The sequence below is a fragment of the Streptomyces sp. NPDC001108 genome, from assembly GCF_053598535.1.
The window spans coordinates 805,220-831,245 of the sequence record NZ_JBSFKL010000002.1; the positions used below are offsets into that span (position 1 = coordinate 805,220).

At 73.3% G+C, this 26,026-nt stretch carries 29 protein-coding genes; 10 read left to right on the forward strand and 19 right to left on the reverse strand.

Going from position 1 to position 26,026, the window contains the following annotated elements; translation table 11 throughout:
* Nucleotides 1-169: 169 nt before the first annotated feature.
* From ACWC97_RS08335 to ACWC97_RS08350, 4 genes are read left to right on the forward strand one after another with little or no spacing between them, the layout of a single operon-like run.
* Nucleotides 170-1,498: an ABC transporter substrate-binding protein gene (locus ACWC97_RS08335; protein ID WP_450648146.1), complete on the forward strand. Its 1,329-nt coding sequence runs from the start codon at nucleotides 170-172 to the stop codon at nucleotides 1,496-1,498.
* Nucleotides 1,498-2,391, forward strand: a complete 894-nt coding sequence (locus tag ACWC97_RS08340; RefSeq protein ID WP_352273601.1) for a carbohydrate ABC transporter permease — start codon at nucleotides 1,498-1,500, stop codon at nucleotides 2,389-2,391. The genes ACWC97_RS08335 and ACWC97_RS08340 overlap by 1 nt, the downstream gene beginning before the upstream one ends.
* On the forward strand, nucleotides 2,388-3,242 hold the full coding sequence (locus tag ACWC97_RS08345) for a carbohydrate ABC transporter permease (protein WP_352273602.1): 855 nt from the start codon (nucleotides 2,388-2,390) through the stop codon (nucleotides 3,240-3,242). The genes ACWC97_RS08340 and ACWC97_RS08345 overlap by 4 nt, the downstream gene beginning before the upstream one ends.
* A 35-nt stretch (nucleotides 3,243-3,277) precedes the next feature.
* Nucleotides 3,278-4,306 (forward strand): hydroxyacid dehydrogenase, encoded by a 1,029-nt coding sequence (locus ACWC97_RS08350; protein ID WP_450648149.1) that lies wholly within the window; start codon nucleotides 3,278-3,280, stop codon nucleotides 4,304-4,306.
* A 102-nt stretch (nucleotides 4,307-4,408) separates the two neighbouring features.
* Here ACWC97_RS08350 and groL read toward each other — a convergent pair whose 3' ends face one another.
* Nucleotides 4,409-6,034 carry a chaperonin GroEL gene (groL, locus tag ACWC97_RS08355; protein WP_352273604.1) on the reverse strand — a complete coding sequence of 542 codons (1,626 nt, stop codon included), beginning with the start codon at nucleotides 6,032-6,034 and terminating at the stop codon, nucleotides 4,409-4,411.
* 92 nt (nucleotides 6,035-6,126) lie between these two features.
* Nucleotides 6,127-6,435: a co-chaperone GroES gene (groES, locus tag ACWC97_RS08360; protein WP_148838741.1), complete on the reverse strand. Its 309-nt coding sequence runs from the start codon at nucleotides 6,433-6,435 to the stop codon at nucleotides 6,127-6,129.
* Between the two features lie 395 nt (nucleotides 6,436-6,830).
* Between groES and ACWC97_RS08365 the strand changes: the two genes are divergently transcribed.
* Complete coding sequence (locus ACWC97_RS08365) at nucleotides 6,831-7,313, forward strand: DUF6234 family protein (RefSeq protein ID WP_450648151.1); 483 nt, start codon at nucleotides 6,831-6,833, stop codon at nucleotides 7,311-7,313.
* A gap of 21 nt (nucleotides 7,314-7,334) precedes the next feature.
* Here the strand turns inward: ACWC97_RS08365 and ACWC97_RS08370 are convergent, their stop codons facing one another.
* A complete protein-coding gene (locus ACWC97_RS08370; protein WP_352273606.1) occupies nucleotides 7,335-8,360 on the reverse strand; it encodes a polysaccharide deacetylase family protein in 1,026 nt (341 codons plus the stop codon).
* An 82-nt stretch (nucleotides 8,361-8,442) separates the two neighbouring features.
* On the opposite strand from ACWC97_RS08370, the gene ACWC97_RS08375 reads away from it, so the two are divergent.
* Nucleotides 8,443-9,711 carry a THUMP-like domain-containing protein gene (locus tag ACWC97_RS08375; RefSeq protein WP_450648153.1) on the forward strand — a complete coding sequence of 423 codons (1,269 nt, stop codon included), beginning with the start codon at nucleotides 8,443-8,445 and terminating at the stop codon, nucleotides 9,709-9,711.
* A gap of 24 nt (nucleotides 9,712-9,735) precedes the next feature.
* Here the strand turns inward: ACWC97_RS08375 and ACWC97_RS08380 are convergent, their stop codons facing one another.
* The 8 genes from ACWC97_RS08380 to tsaB form a co-directional block, all read right to left on the reverse strand.
* Nucleotides 9,736-10,101 (reverse strand): hypothetical protein, encoded by a 366-nt coding sequence (locus ACWC97_RS08380; protein ID WP_352273608.1) that lies wholly within the window; start codon nucleotides 10,099-10,101, stop codon nucleotides 9,736-9,738.
* A 50-nt stretch (nucleotides 10,102-10,151) separates the two neighbouring features.
* Entirely contained in the window at nucleotides 10,152-10,817 is a 666-nt protein-coding gene (locus ACWC97_RS08385; protein WP_450648155.1) for a hypothetical protein, read from the reverse strand.
* A gap of 96 nt (nucleotides 10,818-10,913) precedes the next feature.
* Nucleotides 10,914-12,173, reverse strand: coding sequence for an RNA polymerase sigma factor (locus tag ACWC97_RS08390; protein WP_385208311.1), 1,260 nt, complete (start codon nucleotides 12,171-12,173; stop codon nucleotides 10,914-10,916).
* A 48-nt stretch (nucleotides 12,174-12,221) separates the two neighbouring features.
* Nucleotides 12,222-12,590: a YciI family protein gene (locus ACWC97_RS08395; RefSeq protein ID WP_352273611.1), complete on the reverse strand. Its 369-nt coding sequence runs from the start codon at nucleotides 12,588-12,590 to the stop codon at nucleotides 12,222-12,224.
* 164 nt (nucleotides 12,591-12,754) lie between these two features.
* Nucleotides 12,755-13,033, reverse strand: a complete 279-nt coding sequence (locus tag ACWC97_RS08400) for a hypothetical protein (protein WP_450648157.1) — start codon at nucleotides 13,031-13,033, stop codon at nucleotides 12,755-12,757.
* The gene (tsaD, locus tag ACWC97_RS08405; RefSeq protein ID WP_450648159.1) at nucleotides 13,030-14,130 is read right to left on the reverse strand and encodes a tRNA (adenosine(37)-N6)-threonylcarbamoyltransferase complex transferase subunit TsaD; all 1,101 of its coding nucleotides are present in this window, start codon (nucleotides 14,128-14,130) and stop codon (nucleotides 13,030-13,032) included. Before tsaD ends, ACWC97_RS08400 begins: the two co-directional genes overlap by 4 nt.
* A complete protein-coding gene (rimI, locus tag ACWC97_RS08410) occupies nucleotides 14,130-14,621 on the reverse strand; it encodes a ribosomal protein S18-alanine N-acetyltransferase (protein WP_352273614.1) in 492 nt (163 codons plus the stop codon). The genes tsaD and rimI overlap by 1 nt, the downstream gene beginning before the upstream one ends.
* Nucleotides 14,618-15,280, reverse strand: coding sequence for a tRNA (adenosine(37)-N6)-threonylcarbamoyltransferase complex dimerization subunit type 1 TsaB (gene tsaB, locus ACWC97_RS08415; protein ID WP_450648161.1), 663 nt, complete (start codon nucleotides 15,278-15,280; stop codon nucleotides 14,618-14,620). The genes rimI and tsaB overlap by 4 nt, the downstream gene beginning before the upstream one ends.
* 151 nt (nucleotides 15,281-15,431) lie before the next feature.
* Between tsaB and ACWC97_RS08420 the strand changes: the two genes are divergently transcribed.
* Entirely contained in the window at nucleotides 15,432-15,998 is a 567-nt protein-coding gene (locus tag ACWC97_RS08420) for a L,D-transpeptidase (RefSeq protein WP_352273616.1), read from the forward strand.
* Nucleotides 15,999-16,076: 78 nt separating this feature from the next.
* Here the strand turns inward: ACWC97_RS08420 and ACWC97_RS08425 are convergent, their stop codons facing one another.
* From ACWC97_RS08425 to glmS, 8 genes are all read right to left on the reverse strand, one after another.
* Nucleotides 16,077-16,301, reverse strand: a complete 225-nt coding sequence (locus ACWC97_RS08425) for a hypothetical protein (protein WP_385208294.1) — start codon at nucleotides 16,299-16,301, stop codon at nucleotides 16,077-16,079.
* 138 nt (nucleotides 16,302-16,439) lie between these two features.
* Nucleotides 16,440-16,979, reverse strand: a complete 540-nt coding sequence (tsaE, locus tag ACWC97_RS08430; protein ID WP_352281058.1) for a tRNA (adenosine(37)-N6)-threonylcarbamoyltransferase complex ATPase subunit type 1 TsaE — start codon at nucleotides 16,977-16,979, stop codon at nucleotides 16,440-16,442.
* On the reverse strand, nucleotides 16,939-18,177 hold the full coding sequence (locus ACWC97_RS08435) for an alpha/beta fold hydrolase (protein ID WP_450648164.1): 1,239 nt from the start codon (nucleotides 18,175-18,177) through the stop codon (nucleotides 16,939-16,941). The genes tsaE and ACWC97_RS08435 overlap by 41 nt, the downstream gene beginning before the upstream one ends.
* A 43-nt stretch (nucleotides 18,178-18,220) precedes the next feature.
* A complete protein-coding gene (gene alr, locus ACWC97_RS08440) occupies nucleotides 18,221-19,366 on the reverse strand; it encodes an alanine racemase (protein WP_352281055.1) in 1,146 nt (381 codons plus the stop codon).
* Between the two features lie 37 nt (nucleotides 19,367-19,403).
* Nucleotides 19,404-19,790 carry a DUF488 domain-containing protein gene (locus tag ACWC97_RS08445; protein WP_352281053.1) on the reverse strand — a complete coding sequence of 129 codons (387 nt, stop codon included), beginning with the start codon at nucleotides 19,788-19,790 and terminating at the stop codon, nucleotides 19,404-19,406.
* Nucleotides 19,791-19,831: 41 nt separating this feature from the next.
* Nucleotides 19,832-21,289, reverse strand: coding sequence for an NAD(P)H-hydrate dehydratase (locus ACWC97_RS08450; RefSeq protein WP_352281051.1), 1,458 nt, complete (start codon nucleotides 21,287-21,289; stop codon nucleotides 19,832-19,834).
* A gap of 4 nt (nucleotides 21,290-21,293) precedes the next feature.
* Nucleotides 21,294-21,662 carry a holo-ACP synthase gene (locus ACWC97_RS08455; RefSeq protein WP_352281050.1) on the reverse strand — a complete coding sequence of 123 codons (369 nt, stop codon included), beginning with the start codon at nucleotides 21,660-21,662 and terminating at the stop codon, nucleotides 21,294-21,296.
* A gap of 46 nt (nucleotides 21,663-21,708) precedes the next feature.
* Nucleotides 21,709-23,556 (reverse strand): glutamine--fructose-6-phosphate transaminase (isomerizing), encoded by a 1,848-nt coding sequence (gene glmS, locus ACWC97_RS08460; protein WP_352281049.1) that lies wholly within the window; start codon nucleotides 23,554-23,556, stop codon nucleotides 21,709-21,711.
* 151 nt (nucleotides 23,557-23,707) lie between these two features.
* Here glmS and ACWC97_RS08465 point away from each other — a divergent pair, with 151 nt between their 5' ends.
* The 3 genes from ACWC97_RS08465 to ACWC97_RS08475 all read left to right on the forward strand — a co-directional run bounded on the left by ACWC97_RS08465 (nucleotide 23,708) and on the right by ACWC97_RS08475 (nucleotide 26,015).
* A complete protein-coding gene (locus tag ACWC97_RS08465; protein WP_450648168.1) occupies nucleotides 23,708-24,307 on the forward strand; it encodes an RNA polymerase sigma factor in 600 nt (199 codons plus the stop codon).
* The gene (locus ACWC97_RS08470) at nucleotides 24,295-25,278 is read left to right on the forward strand and encodes a CU044_5270 family protein (protein ID WP_352281045.1); all 984 of its coding nucleotides are present in this window, start codon (nucleotides 24,295-24,297) and stop codon (nucleotides 25,276-25,278) included. The genes ACWC97_RS08465 and ACWC97_RS08470 overlap by 13 nt, the downstream gene beginning before the upstream one ends.
* Before the next feature lie 131 nt (nucleotides 25,279-25,409).
* Entirely contained in the window at nucleotides 25,410-26,015 is a 606-nt protein-coding gene (locus tag ACWC97_RS08475; protein ID WP_450648170.1) for a hypothetical protein, read from the forward strand.
* Nucleotides 26,016-26,026: the final 11 nt, after the last annotated feature.

Genomic DNA, 26,026 nt, shown 5'->3' on the forward strand with positions numbered 1-26,026 from the left:
TGCGGACCCGGGTGCCGATTCCCGGCTCCGCAGGGTATTCCGCACCCTATCCGTACGTAACTTGTCTGATCTTTTTTCGATCAATCGATCTTTCGCTCTTGACTTCGGTCACGGCTGGTCCAAGGATCACCGCCAACGCCAATGTTGCCGCCAGTTCAGGAGCCTCGCTGTGAGCCGCAGTACGAGCAGAACGTCCCTCGCCGTCGTCGGCACCGCCACCGCCCTCGCCCTTCTCACGGCCTGCGGCGGCAGCGGGGACGACGACGCAGCCGCCGGAAGCGACGGAAAGCCCGTCAGCATCACCTTCTGGGGCTGGGCCAAGGGGTCCAAGGAGGTCGTCGACGCCTTCAACGCCTCGCACAAGAACATCAAGGTGGTGTACGAGGAGATCCCGTCCGGCAACGCGGGCGGCTACGCCAAGATCTCCAACGCGGTGAAGGCCGGCAACGCCCCCGACCTGGTCTCCATCGAGTACCCGCAGCTTCCCGAGTACGTCAGCCAGGGCGCGCTCCAGGACATCGGCGCGTACTTCACCGAGGACATCCGCAAGAAGCTGCTCCCGCAGGCGGTCGAGCTGACCACCCTCGGCGGCAAGAACTGGGCCGTCCCGTTCGACGCCTCGCCGCAGTCCTTCTACTACCGCAAGGACCTGTTCGAGAAGTACGGCGTCGAGGTCCCCAAGACCTGGGACGAGTTCCGCAAGGCCGCCGAGAAGATCAAGAAGGCCGACAAGAAGGCCCGGATCGGCACCTTCTTCCCCGACGACCCGACCACCTTCCAGGCGATGGCCTGGCAGGCCGGCGCCCAGTGGTACAAGCCCGAGGGCGACACCTGGAAGATCAGCACCGCCGACGCGGCCACCAACAAGGTCGCCGACTACTGGCAGGGCCTCCTCGACGACGACCTGATCCGCTCCAACGCCTCGTTCAGCCCCGAGTGGACCAACTCCCTCAAGAGCGGCGGCACCGTCGGCTACCTGGGCGCCGCCTGGGGCGCCGGTGTCCTCAAGGGCACGCTGCCCGAGCAGAGCGGCAAATGGGCCGTGGCCCCGATGCCGAGCTGGGACGGGAAGCCCGCCAGCGGCATGCTCGGCGGCTCCACCTTCGCCGTGACCAAGACGAGCAAGAAGGCGAAGGCAGCGGTCGAGTTCGCCACCTGGATGTCGACCACCGAGGAAGGCATCAAGGCCCGCATCGAGTCCGGCACCTCCAGCGCCTTCCCGGCCGCCGCGTCGCTGCGCCCGGTCGCCGAGAAGTCCTTCGACGCCGGTTTCTACGGCGGCGAGGACATCTACCAGGTGTTCGAGGGCGCCGCCACGTCGATCGGCCAGAACTGGGCCTGGGGCCCGGCGACCGGCACGTCGAACACCGTCATCAAGGACCAGTTCGGCAAGGTCGCCAGCGGCGGGACCACCATCAAGGACGCCGTGAAGGCCGGGCACGACGCCACGGTCGACGAGCTGAAGAAGCGCGGGCTGAAGGTCGAGGACGCAGGCTGATGAAGCGCGCCCGGACGACCAGAGCCGCCGCCATCCTGCTGGGGCCCTTCTTCGTACTGTTCACCGCGTGCATGGTGGTGCCGATCGGATACGCGGTCTGGCTCAGCCTGTTCACCGAGAAGCAGTCCGGCCTGGGCTTCGGCGGCACCGAGACCGTCTTCAGCGGACTCGACAACTACGCGGCGGCTCTGGGCGACCGGGCGTTCCGCGAGGGCTTCGGCGTACTCCTCGGATACTGCCTGTTCTACATTCCGCTGCTGCTCGTCGGAGCCCTCGCCCTGGCCCTGCTGCTGGACTCCACGCTGGCCCGCGCCCGCCGCTTCTTCCAGCTCGCGCTCTTCCTGCCGCACGCCGTGCCCGGCATCATCGCCGCGCTGATCTGGGTGTACCTCTACACCCCGCAGCTCAGCCCGGTGGTGAGCGCCATGGAGTCCGGCGGGATCGGCTTCGACTTCTTCTCCCCCGACGGCGCCCTCCCCTCCATCGTCAACATCGCCCTGTGGGAGTGGCTCGGCTACAACATGGTGATCTTCTACGCCGCGTTGCAGGCCATCGACCGCTCGGTGCTCGAAGCGGCCACCGTCGACGGGGCCGGCGCCTGGCGCACCGCGCTCTCCATCAAGGTCCCGCTGATCCGCTCCTCCCTGGTGATGGTCGCGCTGTTCACGGTCATCGGCTCGCTCCAGCTGTTCACCGAGCCGCTGATCCTCAACAAGGGGACCGGCTCGGCCGTCTCCTCCACCTGGACGCCGAACATGTACGCGTACACCGCGGCCTTCGAGCGCAATGACTACGGCCTCGCCGCGGCCGCCTCCATCCTGCTGGCGCTCACGGCCGCGCTGCTGTCCTTCGTCGTCACCCGCTTCACCGGCCGGAAGGGCAAGAAAGCATGAACTCCCCCGCCTCCCGCGGCCGCTGGATGTCGAAGACCGCCGTCAACGGCTTCCTCCTGCTCGCCGTCGTCTACATGCTCTTCCCCCTCGTCTGGCTGGTCACGGCCGCCACCAAGGACACCGGCGGGCTGCTCGCGGGCAACGCGTTCTCCTTCGAGGGCTTCAACCTCGGCGAGAACCTGTCGAACCTGGCCTCCTACGGCGACGGCATCTACTTCCGCTGGTACCTCAACAGCCTCCTGTACGCGGGCGGCGGGGCGCTCGTCTGCTCGCTGATCTGCGTCGCCGCCGGGTACGCCTTCGACAAGTACGAGTTCCGGGGCAAGGAGAAGCTGTTCGGGCTGGTGCTGATGGGGGTGCTGGTGCCCACCACGGCGCTCGCCCTGCCGATGTACCTGCTGGCCTCCAAGACCGGCCTGGTCAACACCTACTGGTCCGTGCTGATACCCGTGCTGGTCAACCCCTTCGGCGTCTATCTCGCCCGGGTCTTCAGCACCGGCTACATACCGAACGAGGCCCTGGAGGCCGCCCGTATCGACGGGGCCGGCGAGCTGCGCGTCTTCTGGTCGATCGGGCTGCGCATGGTCATGCCGGGCTTCGTGACGGTCTTCCTCTTCCAGTTCACCGCGATCTGGAACAACTTCTTCCTCCCCCTGGTGATGCTCTCGGACCGCAAGCTCTTCCCACTGAGCCTCGGCCTGTACTCCTGGAACACCAACACCCACGGCGAGCCGAGCTTCTACCCGCTCGTCGTCACCGGCTCCCTCCTCGCCGTCGTCCCCCTGATCGTCGCCTTCGTCTCGCTCCAGCGGCACTGGAAGGCCGGACTGACCGCCGGCAGCGTCAAGTGACCCCGTCGCGAGCCCCGAGGAGTACGTGTTCCACCATGCCCCACGCCACTGACAACCGGCCGACGGCCCTGCTCGCGATGGGGCCCGGCATCGCCGACCGCCTCCTCACCGACCGGCACCGCACCCGGCTGGCCACGCTCACCCGCACCGACCCGCACCTCGTCGCCCACGACCTGGCCGCGCCGACGCCCGAGGTGGCCGCCGCGCTCGCCGAGGCCGAGGTGCTCCTCACCTGCTGGGGCGCGACCCCGCTCACCCCCGGGGTACTGGCCGCCGCGCCCAGACTGCGCGCCGTCGTGCACGCCGCCGGATCCGTGAAGCACCACATCACGGACGCCTGCTGGGAACGCGGCATCGCCGTCACCTCGGCGGCCGGGGCCAACGCCCTCCCCGTCGCCGAGTTCACCCTCGCCGCGATCCTCTTCGCCGGAAAACGCGTCCTGCACACCGCGCGCCGCTACCGCGAGCTGCGCACCGGCCACGACTGGCTCGCGGAGCTCGACGGCGCCGGGAACTACCGCCGCACCGTCGGCATCGTCGGCGCCTCCCGCATCGGCCGCCGGGTGATCGAGCTGCTGCGCCCCTTCGACCTGGACGTCCTGCTGTACGACCCGTTCGTGGACGGCGCGGAGGCGGCGCGGCTCGGGGTGCGGCCCGTCCCGCTGGACGAGCTGTGCGCGCGCAGCTCCGTGGTCTCGGTGCACGCCCCGCAGCTGCCGGAGACCCGTCATCTGATCGGCGCGGCGCAGCTGGCCGCCATGGCGACCGGGGCGACCCTGATCAACACCTCCCGGGGCTCGCTGGTCGACGAGGAGGCACTGCTGGCGGAGCTGACGTCCGGGCGGCTGCGGGCGGTGCTGGACGTGACCGACCCCGAACTGCCCGCCCCCGACTCGCCGTTGTACGAGCTGCCGAACGTGCTGCTGACCCCGCACGTCGCGGGCTCGCTCGGCGGCGAGCTGCACCGGATGGCCGATCAGGCACTGGACGAGCTGGAGCGCTTCACGGCCGGGCTGCCCTTCGCGGACCCGGTGCACTCCGGCAGCCTCGGCCGCTCGGCCTGAGGCCACCGGCGCGGAACGAACACCGAAAGGCCCCCTGTCCCACCGTCGAAACGGTGGGACAGGGGGCCTTCCGCGGCTGTGCGCCTGCCCGACGGCGGTGCGTCAGTGGGAGTGGCCGTGACCGCCGTGGCCGGCCTCGGCCTCTTCCTCGGCCGGCTTCTCGACGACCAGGGTCTCGGTCGTGAGCAGCAGCGACGCGATGGACGCGGCGTTCTCCAGGGCGGAGCGGGTGACCTTGACCGGGTCGATGACGCCGGCCTTCACCAGGTCGCCGTACTCGCCGGTGGCGGCGTTGAAGCCCTGGCCCTTCTCCAGCTCGGCGACCTTGGAGGTGATGACGTAGCCCTCCAGGCCGGCGTTCTCGGCGATCCAGCGCAGCGGCTCGACCGCGGCGCGGCGCACGACCGCGACACCGGTGGCCTCGTCGCCGGACTTGCCGAGGTCGCCGTCCAGGACCTTGACGGCGTGGACGATGGCGGAGCCACCACCGGAGACGATGCCCTCCTCGACCGCGGCGCGGGTCGCGGAGATGGCGTCCTCCAGACGGTGCTTCTTCTCCTTGAGCTCCACCTCGGTGGCGGCACCGACGCGGATCACGCAGACGCCGCCGGCCAGCTTCGCGAGGCGCTCCTGGAGCTTCTCGCGGTCCCAGTCGGAGTCCGTGGACTCGATCTCGGCCTTGATCTGGTTGACCCGGCCCTTGACGTCGCCGGGCTCGCCGCCGCCGTCCACGATCGTCGTGTCGTCCTTGGAGACGGTCACGCGGCGGGCGGTGCCCAGCACGTCCAGACCGGCCTGGTCGAGCTTGAGGCCGACCTCCTCGGCGATGACGGTCGCACCGGTGAGGGTGGCGATGTCGCCGAGCATGGCCTTGCGGCGGTCACCGAAGCCGGGGGCCTTCACGGCGACGGCGTTGAAGGTGCCACGGATCTTGTTGACGACGAGGGTCGACAGCGCCTCGCCCTCGACGTCCTCGGCGATGATCAGCAGCGGCTTGGAGCCACCGGCCTGGATGACCTTCTCCAGCAGCGGGAGCAGCTCCTGGATGGAGCCGATCTTGCCCTGGTGGACGAGGATGTACGGGTCGTCGAGGACGGCCTCCATACGCTCCTGGTCGGTCACCATGTACGGGGACAGGTAGCCCTTGTCGAAGGCCATGCCCTCGGTGAAGTCGAGGTCCAGACCGAAGGTGTTGGACTCCTCGACGGTGATGACGCCGTCCTTGCCGACCTTGTCCATCGCGTCCGCGATGAGCTCGCCGACCTGCGGGTCCTGCGCGGAGAGCGCGGCCACGGCGGCGATGTCGGTCTTGTCCTCGATCGGGCGGGCGGTCGCGAGGAGCTCCTCGGACACGGCCTTGACCGCGGCGTCGATGCCCTTCTTCAGGGCGGCCGGGGAGGCACCGGCGGCGACGTTGCGCAGACCCTCGCGGACGAGCGCCTGGGCGAGCACGGTGGCGGTGGTGGTGCCGTCACCCGCGATGTCGTTGGTCTTGGTGGCGACCTCCTTCACCAGCTGGGCACCGAGGTTCTCGTACGGGTCGTCGAGCTCGACCTCGCGCGCGATGGTGACACCGTCGTTGGTGATGGTGGGGGCACCGAACTTCTTGTCGATGACGACGTTGCGGCCCTTGGGGCCGATCGTCACCTTGACCGTGTCGGCAAGCTTGTTGACGCCGCGCTCGAGGGCGCGACGGGCGTCCTCGTCGAACTTCAGGATCTTCGCCATGGGAGCTGAGCTTTCCTCTCGAACGAACCGCGCCCCCGACCCGGCTGGTTATCGCAGGGGGCCAGGGGCGCGGAACAGAAAACGTGGGTGAATTACTTCTCGACGATCGCGAGCACGTCGCGAGCCGAGAGGACGAGGTACTCCTCGCCGCTGTACTTCACCTCGGTGCCGCCGTACTTGCTGTAGAGCACGACGTCGCCGGTCTTGACGTCGAGCGGAAGGCGCTCGCCGTTCTCGAAGCGGCCCGGACCCACGGCCAGGACGACGCCCTCCTGGGGCTTCTCCTTGGCGGTGTCCGGAATGACCAGGCCGGAGGCCGTGGTCTGCTCGGCGTCGAGCGGCTGGACCACAATGCGGTCCTCGAGCGGCTTGATCGCAACCTTGGAGCTGGCGGTCGACACGATCCGGTCTCCCCCTTCGGAGATCTCACGGGGTAACAGTCTTGGGTGGCGACCAGGTCGATCCGTCGTCGCGGGTGCCGGACCTGCCAGTCGCGCAGTGGTTTGGCACTCTCCAGTGGTGAGTGCCAGCACCGAGACTATGACCGCGATTAGCACTCGGTCAAGCGGAGTGCCAATTCGCGCGGTCGTGGCGTCGTCTTCGAGCCGCCAGGAGCTTCAGGGCGCCGGGAGCTTCGAGCCGCCGGGAGCTTCGAGCCGCCGGGAGCTTCGAGCCGCCGGGAGCTTCGAGCTGCCGGGAGCTTCGGGCCGCCGGAGGGGGTTGGTCCGGACAACGGTCCGGACACCATGCGGGCAACGTACGGACGGGCCGGAGCGTTCCGTACGACGGTGGGGGCATGACCCGATCCCTTCCCCCGCCGGACGGACGGCGCCGGGCGGCCGCGGTGAACGGCTGCCTCGACGCGCTGCTCGGGCTGTTGCTGCTGCTCCTGGAGGGGGCGATCGGCGCGGTCGTCGCCCTTCAACTGGCCCTCTCCCACGGCGGCCTCGGCGCCCCGGGGCCGGAGAAGGGAGCGCCGCCGGAGCCGGTGGGCCCGCCGCCGACGGACTGGGGCCCGGCCCTCGCCCTCGGCGGCTTCGCCGCGGTGGCCCTGCTGTTCGCCCTCGTCCTGATGCGCGGCGGCTGGCCGTGGGCGGGCGGAGGGCAACTGGTGGCCGGGGTGGTGCTGTGCGTGGCGGCAGTGCTGACCGGCGTCGGGGAGCACGGCCGCGCGCACCCGCCCGCCCCCGCGCCCTCGCACACGGAGGATCCGGGGCACTCCGGCCATCCGTGCCGCAGTGGCGGGGACGACCGGGAGTGCCTGGACTCCGGCGGCTGAGAGCCTGCCGGAGCCGGGTCGTCAGACGTAGTCCTCCAGGCGGGCCACCGCGTAGCCCTGTTCGGTGACGGTCCTCAGGACCGTCCGGACCAGGTCGGCCATGCTGCCGCCCCAGGCCGCCCGGCCGCGGAAGTGGGTGAGGATGATGTCGCCCGGACGCAGCTCCTGGTCGTCCTCGCGCCACTCCATGCGGTCCGGGAACGCCTCGGCGTTCCACAGCGGCACGGCCCTGATCCCGCAGGACCGCGCGATGCGCAGGGTGTCGGCGTCGTAGTTGCCGTACGGCGGGCGGAAGAGGCGGGGCCGCTTCCCGTACCGCTCCGCCATGAGGTCCTGCTGGCCGCAGATCTCGCGCCGCTGCTCGTCGGAGGAGAGGCCGGGGAGGTAGGGGTGGTGGAGCGTGTGGTTGCCGAGGACGGTGCCCAGCCGCTGGGCCTCGCCGAAGTAGCCGTAGTTGTCCTTCACCTCGTCGTCGCTGAGGAACGCGCTGTACGGGATGTCCAGCTCGTCCATCATCTGGAGCAGCTCGGGGTCCTTCTCGGCGCCGTCGTCGATGGTCAGGAAGACGACCCGGTCCGTGGTCGGGACGGTGGTGAAGACCGGCGGGAGCGTGTCGTCGCCACCGGTCACCTCGAAGCCCTCGCGGGTGGTGACGCGCGGCTTGACCAGGGGCGGCAGCGGGGCGATCAGCGGCGGCCGGTCGAGCCCCCACTTCTTCGCGATCCTGGCCCGGACGGCCGGGGCGAGCCGCGCGTTCCCGTAGCGCTCGCCGGGCAGGCGGGCCAGGCCGCGGCGGAGAGCGGGGACGCCCGGGAGTCCGGCGGCGGGGTTCGGGCCCGCCGCCGGGCCCGGGTTCCCGGCGAGGGGCCCGCTCCCCCGCCCGGTTGCGCCGGGCTCCGAGGCGCAGCCCGAGCCGACCGCCGCGACCAGGAGCGCGGCCAGTACGGCGGCCGTGGGGTGGCACGGGCGCCCGCGCCGTCGACCCGGGGACCCGGATGATCTGGGTGGTTTTGCTGTGCTTTTTTCGTTTTGTCGTACAAGTTGCATGGCGCCGCATCCTGCCAGCCGTCGACCGGCGGTCCGGCCCGACACCGCGGCCCGGACCGCCGGTCTACCCGGCTGGCTCACAATGGGACGGGTGAACGCTCTCGCCCCGAACGACCCGTCCGGAAACGACCCGTCCGGCACCGGCCGGTCCGACGCCCCCGACCCCCTCGCCGGCTTCCGGGCCCTGCGCACCCCCGAGGGCGCCGCGCTCCTCGCCGAACTGCGGGACCACGACCCCGCCCAGGAGCTCGCCACCGCCACCCGGCTGCGCCGCACCCACCCCGCCGCCCTGGTGTCGGCCGCGCTCGGGCAGGCCCGGCTCCGGCAGCGGGCGGTGGCCAAGTTCGGCGCCGAGGACGCGTACCGGATGTACTTCACGCCGAACGGTGTCGAGCAGGCGACCCGCACCTCGGTGGCCGCCCACCGCGCCGGACGGTTCGCGGCGGGCGGGGTGCGCCGCGTCGCCGACCTCTGCTGCGGCATCGGCGGCGACGCCATCGAGCTGGCCCGCGCGGGCATCTCCGTACTCGCCGTGGACCGTGACCCGCTGACCGCCGAGGTGGCCCGCGCCAACGCCGCCGCGCTGGGGCTGGACGACCTGATCGAGGTGCGGTGCGCCGATGTCGCCGCCGTCGAAACCTCGTCCTGCGACGCGGTCTTCGTGGACCCGGCCCGGCGCGGCGGGCGGGGCCGGATCTTCGACCCCGAGGCGTACTCGCCGCCGCTGTCCTGGGCGGTCGGCGCCGCCCTCGCGGCCCCCCGCGCCGCCCTGAAGATCGCCCCCGGCATCCCGCACGAGGCGATCCCCGAGCAGGCCGAGGCCGAGTGGATCTCGGACGGCGGCGACGTGAAGGAGGCGGTCCTCTGGTTCGGCGAGGGGTTCACGTCCGGCGCCCACCGCGCCACGCTGCTCCCGGCGGCCGCCACCCTGTGGTCCGGGGCCCCGCTGTCCGCCCCGCCCGTCGGCCCGGTCGGCCGCTACCTGTACGAGCCGGACGGCGCCGTGATCCGCGCCCATCTGGTCGCCGACCTGGTCGCGCGGTGCGAGGGCCGGCTGATCGACGAGACCATCGCGTACATCACCGCCGACCGGCCGTACGCCTCCCCGTACACGACCGGGTACGAGATCACCGACCGGCTGCCGTTCAACATGAAGAAGCTGAAGGCGCTGCTGCGGGAGCGGAAGGTGGGCGTGCTGACCGTCAAGAAGCGCGGTTCGGCGGTCGAACCGGAGGAGCTGCGGCGCCGGATGAAGCTCCAGGGGCCGAACTCCGCGACCGTCTTCCTGACCCGGGTGGCCGGAGCGCCGACGATGCTCGTCGGCCACCCGCTGACCGGCCCCACCGGCTGAGCAGGACGGACGTCCCGAGGCCGGTCAGGCGAGATCGGTCAGGTCGTCCGCGTAGACCTGGGAGAGCGGCTGCGGGCCCACGTACTGCTGGCAGTTGCACTGGCCGGACTCGAAGCGGACCGGCTTCTTGTTCTCGTCCCAGGCGGTCGGCACCTCGACCCGCTCGTGGCAGCGGCCCTGCTTGTCGTGCTTGGCGAGGTGGTGCGTGCAGCCGCAGACCGGCTCCGGCGGCTTGCTCGCCGCCTCGACGGCCAGCCGCTCCTGGCGGGCCGTTTCCAGCAGTTCGAGCTTGCGCTCGTGCCGGTTGCGCAACGCCGTACGGACGTTGTCGACGACCCATCCGAAGCCGCCCATCCAGAAGACGATGAGCACCCACCAGTACCACTGCATGTCGTTCTCCCCCTGTTGGACGTCCGTGCCCCGTCAGGATAGGTCCGGGGTCAGCGGTGGGCACCGTCGCGGGCGGGCAGGCGTGGCGCCGGTGCGGGCGCCCCGGCCAGGACCCGCAGCACCCAGCGCCGGTGGGCGAACGCCTTGACGAGACCGATCAGTCCGACGAGCCAGGCGATCATCCCGAGCCCCATGGCGAGGGCGACCAGGCTCCAGCCGTACCCGTCCGGCGCGGCGTTCGCCGGGACGGCGAGGCAGGTGCCGAGTCCGACCGCGCAGAGCACGAAGGAGAGCACCAGCCAGGCACTGGACGCGCCCGGCATCCGCAGCGCCGCGTCCCGCGCCGGATCGCGGTCCAGGGCGCCCCAGGCGTGCAGCAGTACGCGGACCCGGCGGTCGCGGCGCACCCCGACGACGACGAGCAGGGCGGCGGGGACCAGGCAGCCGATGCCCAGCACCAGCATGGTCAGCCCCGCCAGGGCGCCGATCGGGTCGTAGGACTCCTCGAAGGCGACCAGCGCCGAGCCCACCAACAGCCAGCCGAACGCGCCGAGCAGGCCCCACAGCCAGAGCACCACCAGCCGCCCCGGGCCGACATGGGCCCGCACCAGCCCGCCGAGGACCGCCGCCCGGTCGGTGAGCAGCGCCTCCCGGTCGGGCCAGGAACGGAGCTCAACGGGCGGGGGCGGGGGCGGCAGTTGGGCACGGGAAGACATGGGCATGACCTTACGGTCCGGTGGCCGGGGCGGTGCGCGGCCCCTGGGGATCCGGCCGCGCCCACGGCGCGCGGTGCCGCGGCCGGGGGCCGGGACTCACCGGATCCCGCGGGCCGGGTGCTCCGCGCGGTCCAGGAGCATGGCCCGCTCCCGGGCGTTGCGGGTCAGCCCGGCCGCCCGGACGAACTCGGCGCGCGCCTCACCGGTGCGTCCGGTCCGGGCCAGCAGATCGCCGCGCACGCTGGGCAGCAGGTGGTAGCCGTCCAGCGCCGGATCGGCGGCGAGGGCGTCGACCAGGGCGAGAGCGGCCTCGGGGCCGCGGGCCATGGAGACGGCCACGGCCCGGTTCAGGGCGACGACCGGGGAGGGGGCGATCGCGGCGAGCCGGTCGTAGAGGGCGGTGATGGTGTCCCAGTCGGTGTCCTGGTACGTCGCCGCCCGCGCGTGGCAGGCGGCGATCGCGGCCTGCACGGTGTACGGGCCGAGTCCGGCGCCCTCGCCGGTCGCGGCGACGGCCCGTTCCAGGGCGGCGACCCCGCGCCGGATCAGCAGCCGGTCCCAGCGGGCCCGGTTCTGGTCGGCGAGCAGCACCGCCGCGCCGTCCGGGCCGGTGCGGGCCGCGGTGCGGGACGCCTGGAGCTCCAGCAGCGCGGCCAGCCCGTGGACCTCGGGTTCGTGCTCCATCAGCCCGGCGAGCACCCGGGCCAGCCGGAGCGCGTCCTCGCAGAGCGCCGGGCGCACCAGGTCGTCGCCGGCGGTCGCCGCGTAGCCCTCGTTGAAGACCAGGTAGATCACTTCGAGGACGGAGCCGAGGCGGGCGGCGCGGTCGGGCCCGTACGGCACCTCGAAGGCGACGCCCTCGCGGCCCAGGGTCCGCTTGGCCCGGACGATGCGCTGGGCGACGGTCGGTTCCGGGGCCAGGAAGGCGCGGGCGATCTCCTCGGTGGTGAGGCCGCCGAGGAGGCGCAGGGTGAGGGCGATCCGGGCCTCGGTGGAGAGCACCGGATGGCAGGCGGTGAAGATCAGCCGGAGCAGGTCGTCGTCGATGGCGTCCGGCTCGGCGGGCTCGGGCGGCTCCACGTCCGCGAGCGACCGGCCGACCTCGGCGAGCTTGCGCGCGTAGGTCTCCCGGCGGCGTACGAGGTCGATCGCGCGGTTCCGGGCGGTGGTGGTGAGCCAGGCGCCCGGCCGGTCCGGGACGCCCGACTCCGGCCACTGCTCCAACGCGGCGACCAGGGCGTCCTGGGCGAGTTCCTCGGCGATGCCGAGATCCCGCACGATGCGGGTGACGGCCGCGACGATCCGCGGGGACTCGATCCGGAAGACCGCCTCGACCGCTTCGGTTGTCGCTGTCACGGTGCCCCATCCCAGCAGTCGGGCCGGGACGGGGCAAGCCGGACCGGGTCAGGACCCCAGGGTGGCCTCGTCGATCTGCCGGACCTCGGAGGTCACCGTCCAGTTCTCCGGGTGGGCGCTGAGGAAGCGCCGGGTCCACTCCAGGGCCTCCGCCATGTCCTTGGCCTGGAGGACGGCGTACCCGCCGACGACCTCCTTGGTCTCGGTGAAGGGCCCGTCGGTCTGGGTGAGCTTCCCGCCGGACCAGGTGACCCGGGCGCCCTGGGAGGTCGGGTGGAGCCCGGCCGTCTCCAGCATGACCCCGGCCTTGGTGATCTCCTCGAAGAGGGCGCCCATCCGCTTCTCGAAGTCGGGGTCCGGGGCCTCCTTCGGCAGGTTCTCCTCGTCGATGCGGATCAGCGTCATGAAGCGCGGCATGGTGGCTCCCGGTTCCGTGCGGCGGGGCTCTTCCCCGCCTCTCACCCGTGCGTCGAACGGGACCCGGCCGGATCGACAGCTCCCGCGGAATACTTCGGGAAATTCTTTCGGGGAAGTCCGCGACCGGCCACCGGAGCGGGGCGGCGCCCCAGCCGCCCGGCGTTTCAGCCGACCGGGGCCCCGGTGGTCTCGACGGATTCGAAGCGCCAGCGGTGCACCGGGCGGGTGACCAGCGCGGCGTTCGGCTCGGGCAGCTCGGGCAGCTCGGCGTCGGGGCCGCCCGGCCACCAGGTGATCACCAGGACCCGGTCCTGCGGGGCGCGCAGCAGCTCGCGGCGGAGCGGTTCGACGGCCAGTTCCGCCGCGCGGGCCCGCGCCCACTCCAGCAGCTCCCCGCCCCGGCCGGTCGTGGCGCGGGCCTCCCACATGAGGGCGACGGTCATGAGTAGAGGTTGTCCTTGCTGATCTCGTGGACGTGGTCGTGGTCGTGGGTGTGGGAGCCCGGTACGTGCGGGTCGGTCACCGGCAGCGAGGAGTCCGCGGACAGCTCCAGGTCCGAGGCCGGGCGGTTGCGGGCGACCATCTCGGCGCCCAGCGCGGCGACCATCGCCCCGTTGTCGGTGCACAGCCCGGGGCGGGGCACCCGCAGCCGGATCCCGGCGCGCTCGCACCGCTCCTCGGCCAGGGCCCGCAGCCGCGAGTTGGCCGCGACGCCGCCGCCGATCATCAGGTGGTCGACGCCCTCGTCCTTGCAGGCCCGGACGGCCTTGCGGGTGAGCACGTCCACCACGGCCTCCTGGAAGGACGCCGCCACGTCCCGTACCGGCACCTCCTCGCCCGCCGCGCGTTTGGCCTCGATCCAGCGGGCCACCGAGGTCTTCAGCCCGGAGAAGGAGAAGTCGTACGCGGGGTCGCGCGAGCCGGTCAGTCCGCGCGGGAAGGCGATGGCCGCCGGGTCGCCCTCCCGGGCCAGCCGGTCGATGACCGGGCCGCCGGGGAAGCCCAGGTCCAGCACCCGGGCGATCTTGTCGAACGCCTCGCCCGCCGCGTCGTCGATGGTCGCGCCGAGCGGCCGCACGTCGGCGGTGATGTCCGGCGCGAGGAGCAGCGAGGAGTGGCCGCCGCTGACCAGCAGCGCCATCGTGGGCTCGGGCAGCGGGCCGTGCTCCAGCTGGTCGACGCAGATGTGCGAGGCGAGGTGGTTGACCCCGTAGAGCGGCTTGTTCAGCGCGTAGGCGTACGCCTTCGCCGCCGAGACGCCGACCAGCAGCGCTCCGGCCAGGCCGGGGCCCGCGGTGACGGCGATGCCGTCGAGGTCGCGGGCGGAGACCCCGGCCTCCTTCAGGGCCCGCTCGATGGTGGGGACCATGGACTCCAGGTGGGCGCGGGAGGCGATCTCCGGGACGACGCCGCCGAAGCGGGCGTGGGTGTCGACGCTGGAGGCGACGGCGTCGGCGAGCAGGGTCGTGCCCCGGACGATGCCGACGCCGGTCTCGTCGCAGGAGGTCTCGATGCCGAGTACGAGGGGTTCGTCAGCCATCAGTCGGTCTCTGTTCCTTGTACGTGGAGGCGCATGACGAGCGCGTCGACATTGCCCGGCTGGTAGTAGCCGCGGCGGAAGCCGATCGGTTCGAAGCCGAAGCGCTCGTAGAGCTTCTGGGCGCGGGTGTTGTCGACGCGGACCTCCAGGAGCACCTCGGCGCACTCGAAGGCCGTCGCGTGCTTCAGCAGGTCGGTGAGGAGCGCGGCGCCCAGGCCGCCGCCCCAGTGGTCGCGGGTGACCCCGATGGTCTGCACGTCGGCCAGGTCGCCGGCGGCGGCGAGGCCCGCGTAGCCGACGATCCGGCCGGTGGCGGGGTCCTCGGCGACGACGTAGCGGCGGGTGGCCCCGGGTCCCCGGGAGTGGGCCAGCTCCGACCAGAACATGCCGGCCGACCAGGCGTCGTCCGGGAACAGCTCGTGCTCCAGCTCCAGCACCGGTTCGATGTCCCACCAGCGCATCTCGCGCAGCACGGCGGTCGTGGTCGTCACTTCGGGGTGACCACCTTGTAGTTCTTCGGCACCTGGGCGTCGGGCCTGCGCAGGTAGAGCGGGAGCGGTGCCAGCAGTTCGGCGCCCGCGGCGAGCCGCTCGGCGGCCAGCGCGGCCAGTGCCCCGGCGCTGACGTGCTCGGGCGTCCGGGCGTCCGGGAACGCCTCGGGGTAGAGGACGGCGCCCGCGCCGACCACGGGCAGCCCGGCCAGCCGCTCGGCGATGTCGGCGGGCCGGTCCACGGCGGGCCCGGCGGTCCGGGTGCGGGCGTCCTCGTACCGCGCCCAGTAGACCTCCTTGCGGCGGGCGTCCGTCGCGACGGCGAACGGGCCCGTGAGCCCGGCCAGGCCGGCCGCGTACGCCAGCCCGTCCAGGGTGCACAGGCCGTGCACGGGTACGGAGAGGGCGGAGCCGAAGGCCGCCGCGGTGGCCAGCCCGACCCGCAGCCCGGTGTACGGCCCGGGGCCCACGCCGACGACCAGGCCCGTCACCGCGTCGAGTTTCACACCGGCCTCGGCGAGCACCCGGTCGACGGTGGGCAGCAGGAGCTCCCCGTGTCTGCGGGCGTCGACCTGGCCGGATTCGGCGACGACGGCGGTGCCGTCGTGCAGGGCGACGGTGACGGCGGGGGTTGCGGTATCCACGGCGAGCAAGAGCACACGAACAGCGTACGGCTCCGTCGACGCGGGCACGGTGCCCCGTCCGGCGTCCCGGTGGGGCCGTTCCCTGCTGCTACCGTCACCGTGCACACGGGTACGACGTAAACGCTAAACGCTTGTACGACTTACGGAAGCGAAAGGGGCACGCACGGTGTCCAAGGGCAGCTCGGGAATCGTGGCCGGGCTCACCGCGGCGGCACTGGCCGCGGTCGGGTTCCTGGCCTTCCAGGCGTCGGCCAACGTCCCCGACAACCTCGCGGCGCCCCAGCCCTCCGCGTCCGGCTCCGTCGCGGCCACCGACGACGCCAAGCCCAAGGAGAAGAAGCCGCGCCCGGCCGCGCTCCCCGAGGACTCCGGCACCGGGCAGCGGGTCGTCTACGCCCTGGAGAAGCGGCGGGTCTGGCTCGTCGACGGGGCCGGGAAGGTGCTGCGGACGTTCCCGGTGATGCCGAGCGCGCTGAGCCCGAAGCCGGGTTCGTACCAGGTGGGCACCCGCCAGGGCCCCCCGACCAAGGGCTCGGACGGCGTGATGATCGAGCACGTGGTGCGGTTCGCGCTGGTGGAGAACGTGTCCGTCGGGTTCAGCGCGGCGGTGGACGGGACGATGGAGAGCCCGGACCCGACGCTGCGGACGGGCGGCGTCCGGATGTCCCGCGAGGACGGCGACGTGCTGTGGGACTTCGCCATAGGGGGTACGAAGGTGGTCGTCACCCCCTGAGCACCCCCTGAGCACCCCTGAGTGCGCCCCTGGCCGCGTCTTCTGAGCTGCCCTGCGCGCGTCCCACCGGGGCGCCTCTCAGGAAGCGCGCTCCAGGCCCGGCCCCGGCGAACGGGGCGCGGGGGCAGGTGCGGCCCCGGATCCGGACTCCGGCTCGGACTCGGACGCGGACTCGGCGGCCGGGGTCTCCTCCGGCCCGTCCCCGGACGGCGGCGTGGAGACCGCCGTGGCCGCGGCACAGGCCGCCAGCAGGTCCTTCATCGATGGCGGCGGCGGCACTTCACGTTCTGCGGACGTCGTCATGGATGCCTCCTGAGGCTCCGGCGGAAGGCGCGGTTAGGCAGACCTAACTACGCTCTCGTCATCCATGTGACCACGCCCGCCCCGCCGCGCGCAACAATATGCCGACAGCCTGTCGGAATCCGGTACCGCGCGTCGGCCTCAGACCTCGCGCAGTCCCGCCCAGCGGGCGCCGATCCCGATCAGGGTCACCGCGCGCCGCTCGTCGTCCGTGTCGCCGACCGCGCGTTCGATGACCACCCGCAGGCGGTCCTCGGACAGCTCCTCCACCTTGCCGTCGCCCCACTCCACGACCACCACCGAGTCCGGCAGCGACACGTCCAGGTCCAGGTCCTCCATCTCGTCGAGCCCGCCGCCCAGGCGGTAGGCGTCGACATGGACCAGGGCCGGACCGCCGGTCAGCGACGGGTGGACCCGGGCGATCACGAAGGTCGGGGAGGTCACCGCGCCGCGCACCCCCAGCCCCTCGCCGAGCCCCCGGGTCAGCGTCGTCTTCCCGGCACCCAGCTCGCCGCTGAGCATCACGAGGTCGCCGGGGCGCAGGACCGCGGCGATGCGACGGCCCAGTTCACGCATCTGTTCGGGTGACTCGACGGCCAGGTCCACGGTGACGGCGTCCGGCGCGGCGGGGCCGTCCGGCTCAGTCGTCCCGGTCTCCGTGCTGATGTGCGGTGCTTCCATGCGCACCCACGTTAGTCGCTGCCGGTACCGCTCCGACGCGTACCAGCAGGTCCGCCAGCCGGTCCGTCACCGTCTCGGGGTGCTCCAGCATCACCAGATGACCGGCGTCCGGCACGATGACCAGCTCCGCGTCCGGGAGCTGGTCCGCGATGGCCTCGCTGTGCGAGCTGGGGGTGATCAGATCCTTGTCGCCCGCCAGGATCAGCACCGGGACGGACCGGAAGGCGGGCAGCGCGGCGCTCTCGTCGTGCTCGGTGAAGGCGGGGTAGAACTCGGCGACCACGTCGATCGGGGTGGACTCGATGAGCCGCTCGGCGAACCGTTCCACCGCCGGGTCGACGTCCCGCGAACCGAACGAGTACCGCTTGATCAGCCCGGCGAATAGGTCGGCGGTGGCCCGGCGGCCCCGCTCCACCAGCTCCGTCTGCGACCCCAGCGCCCGGAGCACCCCGGGCAGCACCCGCCGCACCGCGTTCACGCCCGCGACCGGCAGCCCGTAGGTGACCTCGCCGAGCCGCCCGCTGGACGTGCCGACGAAGGCGACCGCGGCGACCCGGTCCCGGATCAGCTCGGGGTACCGGGCGGCGAGCGCCATCATCGTCATGCCTCCCATCGAGTGCCCGACCAGCACCAGCCTGCCCTCGGGGGCCGCCGCGTCGATGACCGCCCTCAGGTCCCGGCCCAGCTGGTCGATGCCGAGGGGGACGCCGTCCGCCTGGGCCCGGCCCCGCTCGGAGCGGCCGTGGCTGCGCTGGTCCCAGTGGACGGTCCGGACCAGTCCGCGCAGCGCGGCCCGCTGGAAGTGCCAGGAGTCCTGGTTGAGGCAGTAGCCGTGGCTGAAGACCACGGTGACCGGGGCGGGGGCCTTGCCCCCGAAGAGCCTGCGGCGGCGGGTGCCCGGGGCGGCGGCCCCGCCGGGGGGCTCCGGGGCGCCGTCCGGGGCGACCTCGTCGACCTCGTAGTACAGCTCGGTGCGGTCGTCGGCGGTGGCGCGGCCCGGCAGCCCGCGCAGCGAGCCGTACGGGCCGGTGGCGTCCAGCGCCAGCCTGGCCCGCTTCCGCATGCTCCGGCCGACGGTGAGCCGCTCGACGGCGACCCCGGCGGCGGCCCCGGCCGCGAGCACGCCTATGGCGGCACCGGCGATGCCCGCCCGGCGCCAGCCGACCGCGGCCGCGTCCCCCGCAGCTCTCTCGCTCACCGTGCCGTGCTCCTTGTCGTCTCCGTCGGGCCGGGCCCGTGCCTCAGGCGGTGGCGTGCAGATGCACCCTCGGTACGCGGGTGCCGATCCGGGTGACGATCTCGTACGCGATCGTGTCGGCCGCCACCGCCCAGTCCTCGGCGGTGGGCTCGCCCCGGTCGCCCGCGCCGAAGAGCACCGCCTCGCTGCCGACCTCGACCACGTCGCCGCCGAGGTCGACGACGAACTGGTCCATCGCGACCCGGCCCGCGACCCGCCGGACGGCGCCGCCGACCAGGACCGGGCCCCGGCCGGAGGCGTGGCGCGGTATGCCGTCCGCGTAGCCGACCGGGACCAGGCCCAGGGTGGTCTCGGCACCGGTCGTGTAGTGGTGGCCGTAGCTGATCCCGTGACCGGCCGGCACCCGCTTGACCAGGGCCACCGAGGCGACCAGCCGCATGACCGGGCGCAGCCCCAGCTCGGCCGGGGTGCCCAGCTCCGGGGCGGGCGAGACGCCGTACATCGCGATCCCGGTCCGCACCAGGTCGAAGTGGGCCTCGGGGAGGGTCAGCGTCGCCGGGGAGTTGGCCATGTGGCGCACCTCGGGCCGGACGCCCGCCTTCTCGGCGTACGCCACCATCTCCCGGAAGGCGGTGAGCTGGGCCTGGATGGAGGGGTGGCCGGGCTCGTCGGCGCAGGCGAAGTGGGACCACAGGCCGGTGATCCTCAGGGTGCCCGCCTGCTCGGCGGCCCGGGCGGCGCCGACCAGCTCCGGCCAGTCGGCGGGCTGGCAGCCGTTGCGGCCCAGGCCCGTGTCGGCCTTGAGCTGGACACGGGCCGGTACGCCCGCCTCCGTGGCCGCGGCGACGACCTCGCGCAGCGCCCACATCCCGCTCACCGACACGTCGATGTCGGCCTCGATCGCCTCGCGCCAGGGCCCGCCCGGCGTCCACAGCCAGCACATCACCCGGCCGCCGAGCCCGGCCGCCCGCAGCGCGAGCGCCTCGTGCGGGGTCGCGGTGCCCAGCCAGGTCGCCCCGGCCTCCAGCGCGGCGCGGGCGCAGGGCACCGCTCCGTGCCCGTACGCGTCGGATTTGACGACGGCCATCAGTTGCGCGCCCCCTGCCCGGGCGCGCAACGTGCGCACGTTGGCGCGCAGTGCGTCGAGGTCGATCTCGGCCCGGGCTCTCAAGGACGCTGTCTCGTTCATCGCGCCCAGTCTCTCAGAGCGCGGCGGCGGGCCCCGCTCAGCGGTGGTGGTGCAGCTCGTGCTCCAGGTGGTCGACGAGGACCGGGACGTGGCTGTGGGCCACGTCCTTGACCGCGGTGACCAGGGTCACCGGGCCGCCCTTCTCGACGAGTTCGACCAGTTCCCGGACGGCCGCCTCGTGGACCGGATCGGTCAGTTCGGTGCGGTAGCGCTCGGCGAACTCGTCGTAGCGGGTGCCGCTGTGGTCCGCGTGGTACCAGGAGCGGAGCTCGGACGAGGGGGTCACGTCCTTGAGCCACTTGTCGATCGCGGCCCGCTCCTTGGACTCGCCGCGCGGCCAGAGCCGGTCGATCAGGACGCGGGTCCCGTCGGCGTCCTCCTTCGGCTCGTACACCCTGCGTACGCGTACGTCGCTGCTGGTCACGGTGGGCCTCCCGCCGTCTCGGGGTCTGCGGCCAGGATCGCTCAGGCCCGTACGTCCCGCCATGCCGCCGGGATCGCCTCGGCGACGTCCTGGGCGGCGACCGGGCCGCCGTCCGAGGCGTGGCGGGCGGCGAGCCCGTGCAGGTGGGCGGCGACGGACGCGGCGTCGCGCGGGCCGAGCCCGGCGGCCAGCAGGGAGCCGGTCAGCCCGGAGAGCACGTCGCCGCTGCCCGCCGTGGCGAGCCAGGACGTGCCGGTCGGGTTGACCCGCACCGGGGCGTCCGGGTCCGGGGCGGCGACCAGCGTCGTCGAGCCCTTGAGCAGGACGGTGGCCCGGTAGCGGGCGGCCAGCTCCCGTACGGCGGTGAGCCGCCCCGCCTCGACCTCCTCGCGGGCGGCGCCGAGCAGGGCCGCGGCCTCCCCGGCGTGCGGGGTGAGCACGGTCGGGGCGGTGCGCGCCCGGACCGCGGCGACGTCCAGCAGCCGCAGCCCGTCCGCGTCCACCAGCACCGGGACCTCGGCGGCCAGCACGTCGCGGACCGCGCCCTCCGCCTGCGGGCCGTCGCCGATCCCGGGGCCGACGACCCAGGACTGCACCCGCCCCGCCCCGGACGGCGGCCCGGCGTGCACCAGGGTCTCCGGATGCCGGGCGATCACCGCGTCCGCGCCCGGACCGACGTACCGCACCGCCCCGGCCCCGCCCCGCAGCGCGCCGGAGACGGCCAGCACCGCCGCGCCCGGGTAGCGGGCCGACCCGGCGACGACCCCGACGACCCCGCGCCGGTACTTGTCGCTCTCGGCGGCCGGCACCGGCAGCAGGGCCGCGACGTCCGCGTACTGGAGCGCCTCCAGCTCGGGCACGGCGGGCAGCTCGGGGCCGAGCCCGATGTCGACGAGGCGCAGCGCCCCGGTCCGCTCGGCGGCCGGATCGACGAGCAGGCCCGGCTTGTACGTGCCGAAGGTGACCGTGACATCGGCGCGGACCGCCTCGCCGCGCACCTCCCCGGTCCCGGCCTCGACCCCGCTGGGCAGGTCCACGGCGACCAGGGGCGCGCCGGTCGCCGCCAGCGCCCGGACCGCCCCGGCGGCCTCCGGGCGCAGCCCGCCCCGGCCGCCGATGCCGGTGATCCCGTCCACCACCAGGTCGACGCGGCCGCCCCACGGTTCCGGTTCGGCGGTGGTCGCGGTGGCTCCGCCGGCCGCGCGGAGCGCCGCCAGGCCGCCGGGGTGGGCGCGGTCCGGCGCGATGAGGACGGCGCGCACGCCGGCGCCCCGGCGGGCGAGGAGCGCGCCCGCGTACAGCGCGTCCCCGCCGTTGTCGCCGCTGCCGACCAGGAGGACGACCCGGGCCCCGTACACCCGGCCGTGCCGCCGCAGCACGTCGGCGCAGACGGCGGCGAGCCCGGCCGCCGCCCTCCGCATCAGGGTGCCTTCGGGGAGCCGTTCCATGAGGGCCCGCTCGGCGGCCCGTACGGTCTCGACGCTGTAGGCGGTACGCATGTGCTCAACCCTCCGCGACAACCACCGCCGACGCCACTCCCGCGTCGTGGCTCAGCGAGACGTGCCAGTGCCGTACGCCCAGCTCGGCGGCGCGGGCGGCGACCGTGCCGCGGACCCGCAGCCGGGGCTGCCCGCTCTCCTCGACGTACACCTCGGCGTCGGTCCACAGCAGCCCGGCGGGGGCGCCGAGCGCCTTCGCCAGGGCCTCCTTGGCGGCGAACCGGGCGGCCAGCGAGGCGATCCCGCGCCGCTCGCCGCTGGGCAGCTTCAGCTCCCGTTCCACGAAGAGCCGGTCGGCCAGCTGGGGCGTACGCTCCAGCGCCGCGTCGAACCGTTCGATCTCGGCCACGTCGATCCCGACCCCGATGATCACGCGTCTTCCCCTCGTCCCTCGCCGGCCCGCCCACCGGCGCACCGGGCTACTCCACGGTCACGGACTTCGCCAGATTGCGCGGCTGGTCCACGTCGTTGCCGCGGGCCCTGGCCAGCTCGCAGGCGAAGACCTGGAGCGGCACGGTCGAGACCAGCGGCTGAAGAAGCGTAGGCGTAACGGGGAGCCGGATCAGATGGTCGGCGTACGGGACGACCGTCTCGTCGCCCTCCTCGGCGATGACGATGGTGCGGGCGCCGCGTGCCCGGATCTCCTGGATGTTCGAGACGATCTTGTCGTGCAGCACCGACCGGCCGCGCGGCGCGGGCACCACCACGACGACCGGCAGCCCCTCCTCGACGAGGGCGATCGGCCCGTGCTTGAGCTCCCCGGCGGCGAACCCCTCGGCGTGCATGTACGCCAGCTCCTTGAGCTTCAGCGCGCCCTCCAGGGCCACCGGGTAGCCGACGTGGCGGCCCAGGAAGAGGACGGTGCCCCGGTCCGCGAGGGAGCGGGCGAGGTCCCGTACCGGCCCCATGTCCGCCAGGACCCGTTCGACGGCACCGGGGATCGTGGCGAGCTGGCGGACGACGGTGCGGATCTCGTCGCCCCACTTCGTGCCCCGGACCTGGCCCAGGTAGAGGGCGACCAGGTAGCAGGCGACCAGCTGGGTGAGGAACGCCTTGGTGGAGGCGACGGCGACCTCGGGCCCGGCGTGCGTGTAGAGCACCGCGTCGGACTCGCGGGGGATGGTGGAGCCGTTGGTGTTGCAGATCGCGAGGACCCGGGCGCCCTGCTCGCGGGCGTGGCGCAGCGCCATCAGGGTGTCCATCGTCTCGCCGGACTGCGAGATCGCGACGACCAGGGTGCGGTGGTCGAGGATCGGGTCGCGGTAGCGGAACTCGCTGGCCAGCTCGGTCTCGCAGGGCACGCGGGTCCAGTGCTCGATGGCGTACTTGGCGATCATCCCGGCGTGGAAGGCGGTCCCGCAGGCCACGATGACGATCTTGTCGACCTCGCGCAGCTCGTGCGGCGGGATGTGCACCTCGTCGAGGCGGAGCGAGCCCTCGCCGTCGGTCCGGCCGAGCAGGGTGTCGGCGACGGCTCGGGGCTGCTCGGCGATCTCCTTGTCCATGAAGGAGTCGTGGCCGCCCTTCTCGGCGGCGGAGACGTCCCAGTCGACGTGGTACGCGCGGACCTCGGCGGGCCGTCCGTCGAAGCCGGTGACGGTGATTCCCTCCCGGCGCAGCTCGACCACCTGGTCCTGGCCCAGTTCGATCGCGGAGCGGGTGTGCGCGATGAACGCGGCGACGTCGGAGGCCAGGAACGCCTCGCCCTCCCCCACCCCCACCACCAGCGGCGAGTTGCGCCGCGCCCCGACCACCGTGTCCGGCACGTCCGCGAAGACGGCGACGAGCGTGAAGGCGCCGTCGAGGCGGCGGCAGACCAGGCGCATCGCCTCCGCCGGATCGGCGCAGACGGAGTGGGCCTCGGCCAGCAGATGGGCGACGACCTCGGTGTCGGTCTCGGAGGCCAGTTCATGGCCGCGGCCGGCGAGTTCGGCGCGCAGGGCGGCGAAGTTCTCGATGATCCCGTTGTGCACGACGGCGACCCGGCCCGCGTTGTCCAGGTGGGGATGGGCGTTGGCGTCGGTGGGGGCGCCGTGGGTGGCCCAGCGGGTGTGCCCGATGCCGGTGGTGCCGGCCGGGAGCGGGGCCTCGTTCAGCGCCTTCTCCAGGTTGACGAGCTTGCCCGCCTTCTTCGCGGCGGCCAGCCCGCCGTCCGCGAGCACGGCGAGCCCCGCCGAGTCGTAGCCCCGGTACTCCAGACGCCTCAGGCCCGCGAGGACGATGTCCTGCGCCGACTGCCCGCCCACGTAACCGACGATCCCGCACATAACAGCCTCTTCTCCACCAATCAGCCTCTTTTCCTTCGCATCGTCGCAGAAGACCCGCCGGACGTCGGGGAGGACGGCGCCCCGTGAACCTTTCCGCGCCCGGCGGGGAACAGGGGATGACACGCTCTCCCGCCCCACCCCAGGAGCCGATGTGACCGGACCACCGACGGGCCCGCACGACGACGCCGAACTCGTCGCGCGGTCGATCGAGGAGCCCGAGGCGTTCGCCGGCCTCTACGACCGCCACGCGCCGGAGATCCACCGCTATGCCGCCCGCCGCCTCGGGGAGGGCGCGGCGGACGACATCACGGCGGACACCTTCCTCGCCGCCTTCCGGGCCCGGAACCGCTACGACACCGCCCGCCGCAGCGCCCGCCCCTGGCTGTACGGCATCGCCGCCAACCTCATCGGCAAGCACCGGCGCGGCGAGGAACGCGCGCTGCGGGCCCTGGCCCGTACCGGCCGCGACCCGGTGGCCGACTCCTGGAGCGAGCACGTGGACGAGCGGATCGCCGCCCGGGCGCCCCTGGCCGCCGCGCTCGCCCGGCTCTCCCCGGGCGACCGCCATGTGCTGCTGCTCGTCGCCTGGGCCGACCTCGGCTACCAGGAGGTCGCCGAGGCCCTGGGTATCCCGCTCGGCACCGTACGGTCCCGGCTCAACCGCGCCCGCCGCAAGGTCCGCGAGGCCCTCGGCGCGGACCCCACGTTCACGCCCGACGCCATGGAGCTGACCTCGTCATGGACGAAATGACCCGACTGCGCGAGTTCCGCGCCGACGCGCCCGCTCCCGACCGCACGGCGCTCGCCCCGGGCCGCCGACGGCTCGTCGAGGCCGCCGCGTCGGGCCGCCGCCCCCGGCACCCGTGGGCCCGGCGGCGGACCGTCGCCGTCGTGGCGGCCGCGGCGCTCACCGTGGCGGCGGTGCTCGGCACCCGGCTCTGGGACACCGCGCCGGACCGCTCGGGGCCCGCCTCGACCACGGAGCCGCTACGGCTGACGAGCGCGGCCGAGGTGCTGAACCGGGCCGCCGACGCCCTGGAGAGGCTGCCCGTCCCGCCGGAGCCGCTCGACCACCAGTGGATCTACACCAGGACCACGACGAAGAGCGCCACGAACGGGCCGGACGGCACCCCGGGCACCGACTCGGACACCTCCGACTCCTGGGTCCCGTACGACAACTCCGCCGCGGCCGAGCACGGCAAGGACACCGACTACCGCACGGCCCGCCAGGTCTACCGCGCCGCGAACGCGCTGCCCGACGACCCGGCCCGGCTGCTGGAGGGGATCCGCCGCCTCTACCCGACCGGTCACACCGCGGAGAACCCGCCCGAGGGCAGGGCGCAGCACAGCTTCCGCGCGATCAGCCTGGTCGCCGGGACGTACCCGATCTCCCCGGCCGCCCTCGCCCGGGTCTACCGGGCCATGGCCACCATCCCCGGTGTCCGCGTCACCGACCACCTGGTGAAGGACGCCGCCGGACGCGAGGCCATCGCCATCACCCGGAAGGAGGACGTCGGCCACGACCAGCGGGAGATCCTGCTCGACCCGCGGAGCTTCGACTACCTCGGCGAGCGCTTCGTGGTGGCCGAGGACTACACGTTCGTGTTCCCCGGCAAGGAGGGGCAGAAGCCGCCACCGATGGCGTTCAAGGCGGGGCAGATCACCCTCAGCGAGGCCCGCGTCACCGGCGCCGTCGTGGACCGCAAGGGCCGGAAGCCCTGATCCGGCGGCTGGTGTCCGCCTCGGGGGTGCGGACACCACCCCGCAGCCGACGGCCGGCGCCCACGGGTGCATCATGACGGCACGGCGACGTCCATACGCGTCCGCCGTCCGAGCACCTGGGGGGTGTGCGCATGTCCGGCACCGGGGAAGAGCAACCGGAGACCGCGCCGCAGCGGCCGGCCTGGGACCTCAGGTCCCTCCCGCCCCACCCCGCCCCGCCACCTCCCCCGCAGAGATTCCGCATACCGATCTGGGGCGGCGTCCTGATGGGCGTGGCCATCGGCGCGGTCCTGGTGGTGGTCGTCCCGTTGGCCCTGCTCGTCGGGCTCTTCACCCTGCGCTACCTCAACGTCCCCCCGGAACCGGACGGCGCACCGGTCACCCTGACCGCGGACGAACTGACCGGCACCTGGCAGGACGACCGGGGCGGAATCCTCGTCCTCGCCGCGGACGGCACCTTCAGCTCCACCGAGGTCTGCGGCGACTACGTCGACTTCGACAACAACCTCCACGCCGGCTTCGACTTCCCGTCCAGGCTCTCCGCGTCGGGGAAGTGGGACGCCGGCGATTCGACCAACGAGGAGGGGGCCACCTCCGTCGACCTCGGCTTCACGTACGGCGACGGGGAGATCAGCGGCTTCTACGACGCCAGGAGCGGCAGCGACGCCCCCGTCCTGTGGACCTATGTCGGCGACCCCGACAGCGGGGACCTCTGCGTGCTGAAGAAGGCGGACTGAACGGCGACGCC

Excerpts from the sequence above, each read along its gene's own strand:
- ACWC97_RS08340 (WP_352273601.1), top strand. The coding sequence starts at position 1,498 with ATGAAGCGCGCCCGGACGACCAGAGCCGCCGCCATCCTGCTGGGGCCC.
- ACWC97_RS08345 (WP_352273602.1), top strand. The coding sequence starts at position 2,388 with ATGAACTCCCCCGCCTCCCGCGGCCGCTGGATGTCGAAGACCGCCGTC.
- ACWC97_RS08350 (WP_450648149.1), top strand. The coding sequence starts at position 3,278 with ATGCCCCACGCCACTGACAACCGGCCGACGGCCCTGCTCGCGATGGGG.
- groL (WP_352273604.1), bottom strand. The coding sequence starts at position 6,034 with ATGGCGAAGATCCTGAAGTTCGACGAGGACGCCCGTCGCGCCCTCGAG.
- ACWC97_RS08365 (WP_450648151.1), top strand. The coding sequence starts at position 6,831 with ATGACCCGATCCCTTCCCCCGCCGGACGGACGGCGCCGGGCGGCCGCG.
- ACWC97_RS08370 (WP_352273606.1), bottom strand. The coding sequence starts at position 8,360 with ATGCAACTTGTACGACAAAACGAAAAAAGCACAGCAAAACCACCCAGA.
- ACWC97_RS08375 (WP_450648153.1), top strand. The coding sequence starts at position 8,443 with ATGGGACGGGTGAACGCTCTCGCCCCGAACGACCCGTCCGGAAACGAC.
- ACWC97_RS08380 (WP_352273608.1), bottom strand. The coding sequence starts at position 10,101 with ATGCAGTGGTACTGGTGGGTGCTCATCGTCTTCTGGATGGGCGGCTTC.
- ACWC97_RS08385 (WP_450648155.1), bottom strand. The coding sequence starts at position 10,817 with ATGTCTTCCCGTGCCCAACTGCCGCCCCCGCCCCCGCCCGTTGAGCTC.
- ACWC97_RS08395 (WP_352273611.1), bottom strand. The coding sequence starts at position 12,590 with ATGCCGCGCTTCATGACGCTGATCCGCATCGACGAGGAGAACCTGCCG.
- ACWC97_RS08400 (WP_450648157.1), bottom strand. The coding sequence starts at position 13,033 with ATGACCGTCGCCCTCATGTGGGAGGCCCGCGCCACGACCGGCCGGGGC.
- tsaD (WP_450648159.1), bottom strand. The coding sequence starts at position 14,130 with ATGGCTGACGAACCCCTCGTACTCGGCATCGAGACCTCCTGCGACGAG.
- ACWC97_RS08425 (WP_385208294.1), bottom strand. The coding sequence starts at position 16,301 with ATGACGACGTCCGCAGAACGTGAAGTGCCGCCGCCGCCATCGATGAAG.
- tsaE (WP_352281058.1), bottom strand. The coding sequence starts at position 16,979 with ATGGAAGCACCGCACATCAGCACGGAGACCGGGACGACTGAGCCGGAC.
- alr (WP_352281055.1), bottom strand. The coding sequence starts at position 19,366 with ATGAACGAGACAGCGTCCTTGAGAGCCCGGGCCGAGATCGACCTCGAC.
- ACWC97_RS08450 (WP_352281051.1), bottom strand. The coding sequence starts at position 21,289 with ATGCGTACCGCCTACAGCGTCGAGACCGTACGGGCCGCCGAGCGGGCC.
- glmS (WP_352281049.1), bottom strand. The coding sequence starts at position 23,556 with ATGTGCGGGATCGTCGGTTACGTGGGCGGGCAGTCGGCGCAGGACATC.
- ACWC97_RS08470 (WP_352281045.1), top strand. The coding sequence starts at position 24,295 with ATGGACGAAATGACCCGACTGCGCGAGTTCCGCGCCGACGCGCCCGCT.
- ACWC97_RS08475 (WP_450648170.1), top strand. The coding sequence starts at position 25,410 with ATGTCCGGCACCGGGGAAGAGCAACCGGAGACCGCGCCGCAGCGGCCG.